The 9,603-nt window shown below is 68.1% G+C and carries 5 protein-coding genes; all 5 read left to right on the top strand.

Features of this window, described 5'->3' with window-relative positions:
* Positions 1 to 1,443 (top strand): hypothetical protein (locus AC16DP_RS05165; RefSeq protein ID WP_483956643.1); only part of this gene is annotated, 1,443 nt, incomplete at its 5' end.
* Positions 1,444 to 1,456: 13 nt separating this feature from the next.
* Entirely contained in the window at positions 1,457 to 2,122 is a 666-nt protein-coding gene (locus AC16DP_RS05160) for a hypothetical protein (protein WP_329728053.1), read from the top strand.
* A 603-nt stretch (positions 2,123 to 2,725) separates the two neighbouring features.
* Complete coding sequence (locus AC16DP_RS05155) at positions 2,726 to 3,076, top strand: hypothetical protein (protein ID WP_329728052.1); 351 nt, start codon at positions 2,726 to 2,728, stop codon at positions 3,074 to 3,076.
* Complete coding sequence (locus AC16DP_RS05150; protein ID WP_329728051.1) at positions 3,073 to 3,369, top strand: jacalin-like lectin; 297 nt, start codon at positions 3,073 to 3,075, stop codon at positions 3,367 to 3,369. The genes AC16DP_RS05155 and AC16DP_RS05150 overlap by 4 nt, the downstream gene beginning before the upstream one ends.
* A gap of 16 nt (positions 3,370 to 3,385) precedes the next feature.
* On the top strand, positions 3,386 to 8,581 hold the full coding sequence (locus tag AC16DP_RS05145) for a WD40 domain-containing protein (RefSeq protein ID WP_329728050.1): 5,196 nt from the start codon (positions 3,386 to 3,388) through the stop codon (positions 8,579 to 8,581).
* The last annotated feature ends 1,022 nt before the right edge of the window (positions 8,582 to 9,603 follow it).

Here is a 9,603-nt window from a genome sequence, read left to right as displayed (position 1 = left end):
CTGTGCAGCGGGGTGGAGGAGGTGGGGGCGGTGCTGGCCTTCACCTTCTGGGTGGAGGGGGGCGCGCTGACGCTGGTGGGCTACGAGGAGGGGCGTGGCGGCGAGGGGGTGGGGCGTCCAGTGGAGGAGCTGGAGCGGGTGCTGCGCCTCGTCCTCACCCAGTACGCGGGAGGGCGAACGGGGGAGGTGGTGTTGCGGCTGAGGCGTGAGGAGGCGCGTTGGGCGGTGGACTACGACGCCTCACGCACGGACGCCCGGCCTTCTGAGGCCAGGAGACTGCCGGTGCGCATGCCGGGTACTCCGGCCGCAAACTTCCTCACCTTCCACGAGCTGGCCGGCAAGTGGATTCGTGCCGTGCAGGTACCAGTGGGTGGCGCGGCGCGGGTGGTGCTCGAGGTGCGGCTGGAGGACGGCCGGCTCGCCGGTGGGGAGCTGCGGGAGGTGCGGCGCACGCGCGAGGGGCCAGGAGGGAGCCCCGTTGCGCTGTCACCCGAGGTCGCGGGGCACCTCGTCCAGGTGCTGCTGCCCTTCACCGAGGGGCTGGGCCCGCGCACGGTGCGCGTGGTGCTGTGGGCCGAGCACCGGCTGGGAGAGACGCGGGCACGAGGCCGGGTGGAGTCCGCGAAGGTGGAGCGCCCGCCGCCTCAGCCTGGGCAGAGCTGGTACCTGTCCATGCACGAGGCCACCCTGCTGCGCTGGCGGGAGGGGGTGGTGGAGGGCTCGGCCTGGCTGGCGCAGCGGGGCGTGGAGGAGCTGGCGCTGTGGTTCGCGTTGGGAATCATCGCCAAGGGCCTGGGCTTCTTCGCGACGGAGGGACTGGAGTGGGTGACGAAGGCGCTGGGGCGCGAGCCCGAGGTGGTGGCCGGATGGCTGCGCACCGCGCTCAGACGGCTGACGCCGGAAGAGAAGACAGCCTTCGAGCAACTCTGGTCGAAGGTGCTGCTGGAGGGCGAGCAGGCCCTGAGTCGCAGCGAGCGCAAGACGCTGCGGGGCCTCTTCGTTCGTCTCGAAAAAGTCATCCAGGAGCCGCTGGATGTCGATCTGAAGAAGGAGCTTCGAAAGGATGCTCGTGCATATTACGCCAGGCTGTACCCGCAGTTCGCCAAAATCCTGGAGGAGCAGAGCAAGGAGCTTCCCATCCACCATCGGCGGCCACTTCAATACGCGCACCTCTTCCCGGATGAGAACGTCAATGCAGGGGAGAACCTCGTGATGTTGAAAGAGCACGTCCATAAAAGAGTCAACTCTCTATGGGGGAGGTTCCGAACCGCTCGCCCCAACCCGACAACGGATGAAGCCAGGCGAGCAGCTGAAATCATTGATAGGCATTTCGAGCCCTGGTACCACCGCGCCGATGAGCCTCCTGGAGTGGTGAAGACCGTGGACGATGCGAGGGAGGCCGCGTTGCGCGAGTTGCGGAGCCGATTCCCTGGCCTCGAATAGACAGGAGAGAACGATGGAGACGCTCATGTCCCTGCCTGGATTGGAGCGGCTGTTTGATACCTGCCTGCGATTGAACCTGCGCGTGGAGACCTTGCCGCCTGCCCGCGAACCGCTGCGTGCTGGATGCTCCTTGGAGGGGCTCCCCTTCGACCCGGTTCTGGCAGATGTCTATGCGCGCCTGGGTTACGCGGCCTTCGCCACGGAATTGATAGGAGTAGGGTGGACCCTCGACCGGTCGGATGACCAGGTACACAAACTCGAGGAGAACAACAGGTGGTGGCGGGAAAACTGGTGGGAAGAGCTGGGGGAGCCCGTGATTGTTTTCGGCGGTGATATCTATACCTATGCCACCGTGCCGAGCCTCGCGGATGCATCAGGAAGACAGCCCGTGATAGAGGTGGATACCTATGAGCCTGATGCTCACGTCCTGCCCGTGGCATCGAACGTGGACCGCTTCTTCGACAGTTACTCACACTATCTGGAAGCGCTGGTCGCACATCCGCGCTATCAGAAGTCGGGGGAGAGGGAGCTGACGTTCCCCTGGGATATGGCCGAAGTTCTCGCACGGGATGAGCGACTGGTGGAGTTGATTCGAGCAGGGCGCTTCGAGCCGTTGATGAAGAACATGCAAGAAAGCGACGCGACACGTCGCTGGATCGCCAGGTTGACCGGGAGATGACTCCCTGTGACGAGCTCGGGAGGCGCTGGAATGACAATGGAGCGCATGGCCTTGTCCGGGCTGGAGCGGTTGATGGGCAGGTAGGGCGCGCGGGGCAGGGGAAGTGTGGTACGGGGAGGGAAGGATGAACGCACGCGCCATCGCCATCCAGGTTCTGTGCCGTGTCCGGGCCACGGACGCGTACCTCACGGTGCTCTCGTTCCCGTAGAGCGTGTTTCGGTAGGAGGCCAGAAGTTCCCCGGCCCGAGGAGCGGCCTGTCAAGCTTGGCGCCTATCGAAACACGTTCTAACGCCTTGCTCTCACACCGAATCGTTCCCCGCTCCGTCCCGTCTCGTCCCGTTCTCACGCCCGCTGGAGGGTCCCACTGGGGGCACATGGGATTTGCTCTCCGTTCCACCAGTTCCTGGCCAGGGTCGGCTCTTGAGGCGGGGATGTAGGCGGCGGGAATCGAACCCGCCACCTGGTACTCCCAGAGCGGGCCTGGCGGGATCTCGTGGGAGCCTGACGGTAACGTTTGCCCTGGCGAGGTGTGGCTGGGGAGGGGCTGGTGGGGGCGCACGGGTTCGACGCCTACCGGGAAGCTGCAGCTCTCCTCGAGCCTCGTGCCGGTCACCGGAGGCAAGGCCTCCCTCACCATCACCGGCCAGGGTCCCGGCAATCCCCGAGGCTACATCGACGGGCAGGTCTACTTCGCCACCTACACCTTCAGCCCCGCGGTGTCGGACTACAACCAGGCTCCCAAGGTGGAGAACCGCGTGAAGCTCCAGCGTGTCCTCGGCATGGACATGAGCCAGCCGCTGCACATGCCGGTGAGCCGTGACCTGTCGGCCATCCGGTGCAAGCTCATCCTGGACTGGTTCAACGCGGGCATGCCCTACGGACCCGTCGGGCCGGTGGGGGGCCGGGAACGCCCTGGGACAACATGCCCACGGTCAGTGGCTGGGGGCCCATGACCAGCCTCCTGGTGCGCTCCGGCGACATCATCGACGCCATTCAACCCGGCTATGGCTCCAATACCGCGCCCTTCGAGGGGGGCCCGGGTGGAAACCCCACCACGATCGACCTCACCGGGGATTCGATCGTGTCGCTCACCGGATTCACGGGCACGTACTTCGGCATGGCGCAGGTCTCGCAGATCACCTTCCATACCGCGAGCGGCAAGACCTACGGCCCCTTCGGGACCCTGCGGAACGTGCACGATGCCCGGCGCGGCCTCGCGGGGCCGCGTCTGGGCGCGCTAGGGTAGGGCGGAGGAGGGGCGCATGGTGGAAGCCCTTATCGATGTGCTGATCGTGACGGCGCTGAAGGATGAGCTCGATGCGCTGCTGGACATCGAGGTCGATGGGGCGGGACGGAGCGCCTGGACGGAGACGAAGGATCGGCACGACTTCCCGTTCCACGTGCGTGAGCTCTCCAACGAGCACGGAGAGCTGCTCCATCTGGCCGCGGCCTGGTCGGGAGAGATGGGAGAGAGCGCCGCCACCGAGCGGGCTGGCGCGTTGATCGATGAGCTCGACCCGGCCTGCCTCGCGATGTGTGGCATCTGCGCGGGCCGGCGGGGCGAGGTGTTCCTCGGGGACGTCATCGTCGCCAGCCGTGTCTTCAGCTACGACCGGGGCAAGCAGCGCTCCAGGGGCCCGGGGCACGAGGAGGACTTCCTCCACGACATTGAGACCTACAATCTCGAGGCCACCTGGAGCATGAAGGCCTCTTTCTTCGCCGAGGAGTTCCAGCGCGACTGGGAGGAGCGGCACGCGCGTCCCCCGTCGAAGGCCTCGCAGGGGAGATGGCTGCTCCACACACTCCGGGCCCACCAGTACGGCGAGGGGCCTTCCCCCAAGGAGCACCCGGAGCGCAGGACGCACTGCCCGGGTTGGGCCGATCGCATCCAGGAACTGCGCGAGGCCGGCTTGCTCGACAAGGCGCTCGGCAGGCTCCAGCTCACCGAGAACGGGCTCGCGCATGTCGAGGAGGAGCAACTGCGGGACCCCGATGGGCAGGCCCGGGATCCCAGCTTCCGTGTCCACGTGGGGCCGCTGGCCACGGGCAGGGCCGTCAAGGAGGACCCCGAGCTGTTCGCCCGGCTTTCGCGCTCGGTGCGCAAGGTGCTGGGCGTCGAGATGGAGGCCGCGGCCATCGGCTTCGTGGCCGAGCGGCGCGGCCGGCGCTCGCTCATCGTGAAGGCTGTCTCCGACTACGCGGACCAGGACAAGGACGATGCCTACCGGCGTTTCGCCTGCAGGGGCTCGGCGGCGTTCCTGGTGGCCTTCCTTCGCAAGCATCTGCGCCCCCAGGAGCCGGACTCCGGCTCCGTGCGCGGGCCCCTCGGGCGCTCCCTGGAGGACAAACTCCTCAAGCCCCAGGAGAAGCTCCGCGATGATTTCCTGGCCCGGGTGGAGCGGGCCTGTGTCCTGCGCGCCCCCGAGGGCACGGAGATCATCCGCCGCCAGGGTCCCGCCCCCTTCGGCCCCTTCCTCGAGGTCTCGGTGTTCGAGGGGCAGCACCGCTTCCAGCGCGTGTTCCCGGTCGCCGTGCTGGATGCGCCTCCCACGCAGGATGCGCTCGAGGCCTTCCTCCGGGGCATCCATGCCCGCTACCACCGGGAGAATCCCTCGGTCATCTCGACGCTCGTGCACGTGGGGCATGCCGCGCCGGAGGAGCTGGCCCGCCGGGCCTACGGCAAGCAGGTCCACCTGATGAGCTTCGCGGAGTACCAGGGGCTCATCGACTTCTCCGCCTACCTCCGCCGCCAGACGGCGAGGCTGGAGGCAGATCCCATCTACCCCCCCGCGCTCTACGTGCCCCAACGGGCCCAGGTGAGCATCGGTGGGCAGGGGCCCACGCCGCAGGAGGACATCCTCACCGCGCTCCGCGGGCTGTTGGAGTCACCCGGTCCCCGCTTCGCGCTCGTCCTCGGGGACTTCGGTACCGGGAAGACCTTCCTGCTCCACGAGCTGGCTCGGCGCCTGGCGAGCGAGGACTCGGCGCTCGTCCCCGTGCTGATCGAAATGCGCTCGCTCCAGAAGCAGCGCACCCTGCGCGAGCTCGTCGCGCAGCACTTCGCCGCCGCCGACATGGGGCGCATGGAGGTGGACAAGTTCCTCTACATGCTGCGCGAGGGACGCATCGTCCTGCTCTTCGACGGCTTCGACGAGCTGGCGCTGCGCATCACCTACGACCGGGTCCTGGAACACTTCGAGACGCTCATCGAGGCCGCCGGGGGTGACGCCAAGGTCGTCATCACCAGCCGGACGCAGCACTTCCTGACGGACCAGGACGTCAAGCAGGAGCTGGCGCGCCGGGCGGAGGTGCTGCGCGGCTACCGGCTCATCAAGCTGGAGCGCTTCAGCGAGGAGCAGATCCAGCACTTCCTCCTGAAGCGGCTGGGCGGCGAGTCCATGGCGGGCGAGTACATGGGCCTGCTGCGGGATGTGAAGGATCTGCTCGGCCTGTCGGAGAACCCGCGGATGCTGAGCTTCATCGCGGACCTCGGCACCGAGAAGCTCCGGGCCGCCCGGGCGCGCTCCGGGGAGATCTCCTCGGCGGAGCTCTACGCGCTCCTCCTCTCCCAGTGGATTACGGGCGAGTACCGGCGGGTCAATCCGGCCGGAGCGCCCAAGGGGCTGAGCTGGGGGCAGTTGCGGAGCGCGGTGACGGACCTTGCCCTGTTGCTCTGGGGACGCACGGAGCGGACGGTGAGCATGAGCGAGCTGCCCGAGGAGCTGCTCGCGGCCGTGAACGCGCAAGGCGAGCATGCGCTCGACGCGGAGGTCATCCGGCACCAACTCGGCTCCGGCTCGCTGCTCGTGCGGGACGAGGAGGGACGGTTCTCCTTCGTCCATCAGTCCGTGCTGGAGTGGCTCGTCGCCGAGCACGCCATGCGGGAGCTGCGCGAGAAGGGAGAGGCCTTCGCGCTGAGCCAGCGCGAGATGAGCGATTTGATGGCGGACTTCTTCATTGCCCTCGCGGGTCCCCAGCAGGCGCGGGATTGGGCCCAGGGCAAGACGTTCTCGACGGAGAGCGGTGTCGCGCTGCGCAACGCCCTGCGCATCCTGGGCAGGATGCGCAAGGAGGGCGTGACGCCAGCGGTGCCGGTCCTCGAGAGCAGGGGGTCCACCCAGCTGTCGGGGAGTGACCTGCGCGGGCAGGATCTCTCCGGTGCCGAGCTGCGCGGGGCCGATCTCTCGAGAGCGAACCTCTCGGGCATGACGCTCGTGGGAGCGGACCTCTCCGAAGCGGATCTGCGGGAGGCCCAGCTGGCCCGTGCCGAGCTCGGACAGGCGAAGTTGCGGGGGGCCAACCTGGCGGGGGCCAACCTGGCGGGGGCGAGTCTGATGGGGGCGGACCTGCGGGGCGCGAACCTGAGGGGGGCCCGGCTTCGCGCGGCGAAGCTCATCGGGGCGAAGGTGGACTCGCTCGAGGGGGCGGACCTGTCCGGCGCGGCCCTGCCGGGTCCCGCCGCCATCCTCCCGACCGTGATGGCGGACGCCGCGTGCCTCTCCGTGGCGTTCAGCCCCCGGGACGGGCTCATCGCCTCGAGTCACCTGGGAGGGGACCTCCGCCTGTGGGATGCGCTGACCGGCAAGGGGCTGCGAGTCCTCGTGGAGGCCCCACCGCCCCAGGCACAGTCCCCACTCCCGCCGGGTGCGGACCTCATCCTCGACATCGCCTTCAGTCCAGATGGGGAGCTGCTGGCCTCGTCCTCGGCGCAGGGGGTGGTGCGGCTGTGGAGCGTGGCCTCGGGGCGCGTCCTGCGAGTCCTCGAGGGGAACCCGTCGTCCCTCGTGCGGAGGATCGCCTTCAGCCCGGATGGGGCGCTCCTCGCCGCGGTCGGCAATGACGGGAAGCTCTGCCTGTGGAGCGTCGCTTCTGGAGGGCGCCCCCTGCGCACCTTGGACACGGGCCTGCCGCAACTGGAGAGCCTCGCCTTCGGCCCGGATGGGGGACGGCTCGCCACGGCGTCGGTCGGGGGCCTGGTGTACCTGTACGACGTCGTGGATGGGCAGTTCGTGGACTCCTTCAAGGTCGAGGCACCGCCTCCTCTTCTCGACCTGGCCTTCCATCCGGACGGCTCGACCCTGGCCATCGCGTCCAGCAATACCGTGACGCTGAGAGCCCTCGGCGATGGAACCTCCCGGCGGTCGGCTCGACAGCCAGGCCTCGTGACGAGGGTCTCTTTCAGCCCGGACGGCGCGATGCTCGCGCTGGCCTGCACCGATGGCAGCATCCAGGTGTGGGACGGCTCCGAGAGCAACGCCCCGCACACCCTTCGCGGCCACTCGGAGATCGTCCGGGACCTCGCCTTCAGTCCGGAGGGGGGGAGCTTCATCTCGGGCTCGGAGGATGGGACCCTGCGCGTGTGGAGTACCGCCGAGGGGCAGCTCGTGCGCACCCTCCGGGGCCATTCAGGTGTGGCCCAGGGGATTGCATTCAGCCTCATGGGTGGCTTTCTCGCCTCGGCGTCGTCCGACGCGACGGTGTGTCTGTGGGACTTCGAGGCAGGGAAGCTGGTGTTCCGCCTGGATGATCATCTTGGACCCGTCCAGAGCGTTGCCTTCAGTCCGGACCAGCGGCTCCTCGTCTCGGCTTCGGAGGAGGCCGTGTCCTTGTGGCGCCTTGCCGACGCGCGCGCCCTCCTGTTGAGGGGTCACTCGGAGCGTGTCTCCAGCGTGGCGTTCAGCCCGCATGGCTCGCTGATCGCATCGGGCTCCAGGGACAGGACGGTGCGCCTCTGGAGTGCCTCGGGTGATTCCGAGCGGGTGCTGCTGGGGCATCGGGGCGCCGTGGGGAGCGTCGCCTTCAGCCCGGACAACGCGACCCTGGCCTCGTCCTCGGACGATGGGATCGTCCGTCTGTGGCGCATCGCCGATGGGCAGTGCTTGCGGGAGCTCGAGAGTTGGGTGGGCAGTTGCGCTGGATGTGTTGCCTTCAGCCCCGACGGGGTCCTCCTCGCCTCCGCCGCGGAGAAAGGCTCCATCTACCTGTGGAGTGTCTTCGCTGGAAAACGCCTGCGCACCCTCAAGGGTGCACATGAGGAGAATGTCCGGAGCCTCGCCTTCAGTCCGGATGGGAAGACGCTCGCGTCGGTCGCGACCGATGGCACGCTCTGCTTGTGGGATCTGGTGATGGGAGGCGTCCCGCGCGTCCGTGCGCAGCACGGCGCCTTCGCTCTCGGCGTGGCCTTCAGCCCGGATGGGAGGACCGTCGCCTCGGTCGCCGATGACGGGGCCGTGCGGCTCTGGGATGCCGCGACGGGTGCCAGCCTCGCCACGCTCCTCCATCTGCCCGAGGGATGGGTCGCCTTCCGGCCCGACGGCCACTACCGGTGCGGGGGCGACCTCGGAGGCGCCTTCTGGCACGCCGTGGACCTGTGCCGTTTCGAGCCGGGTGAGCTCGAGCCCTATCTCCCCACCCCGCTGCGACTGTCAGAGGATGAGCCATTCCTCCCGCGGGGGTGACAAGGCCCGGGGCGCCTGGGCCCCCCTTTCTCGGCCAGGGCCTGTTGGCGGACTTCACCCTCACGTGGCGCACGGAGGTGAAGTCGCCGGAGGGAGAAGGAGGGCCCTGTTTCTCGGAGAGGCGGCTAGTGGACTGTCTTACAAGTTTTCCAACATAGAGGGGCCGAGGCCGATTCGCAGCGGCCCGAGTTCTTCGCCCGGGCAGAGCCCAGCGGCCCCCCCCCCACGACTATGTCGAATCACTTGTAAGACACTCCACTAGAGGCTTCCTTACAACGGCGGAGGTATACGACCCGGCCACGGGCATTTGGAGCGTTACCAACTCCATGACCTCGCGTCGCCACCTCCACACGGCGACGCTGCTGCCCAACGGCCAGGTGCTCGCCTCGGGCGGACCAGGCCATGACACCCTCGCGACGGCGGAGGTGTACACGCCCTGAGCCCTGTGCGCCCTTCACAGCACCGGGAGCCAGCGGCAGGAGCCGGCGCCCGCGCCCTGCGGCTTCAACCAAGAGTTCCTTTCAAAAATCCCCTTGAGCCCGAGTGGCCCGAGGGAGTGCTCCGCTCAGAGGCGGTTTCGGCCGCAGCATGGTGGTGAGGGGAAGGCGGGCGCAGTTCCACAACCTGTTGCCCTCGTAGGCCGGGCGTGATGAGCGAGCAGTCTGTGCACTCGGTCAGGAGCAGTCCGCGAACAGCCGCGGGCTCATGGACTCATCTGCCCCTGCTTGCTGCTCGGGCTGTCCTGGTCCGCGCCCAGTACCTGTTTACGCTCCGCTCCGCTCTGGGTCGCCCGCACGCAGCTTCGCCTGTTGTTGGCCTCGGCTCCTACCGAAACTGGTTCGTAGGAGATGGCTTGCCGGCACATCCCCTCCCCGCGCCGCGCTCCTGTCGGGTGGTGCCCAGACATGTTCTTCCGGGGGGCCGGGCCCTGGTTTTCAGGAGCCATGCCTTGGTTGGATGTGTGCCATGTCCACTCGTCCAGGCCATGAGTGCTCGTCGCGCACGGCGGGGCCTCGGCCCTT

Source organism: Archangium sp., from assembly GCF_057119385.1.
Note: the sequence above shows the minus strand (reverse complement) of the source record. Positions and strands in the feature narration are given on the sequence as shown.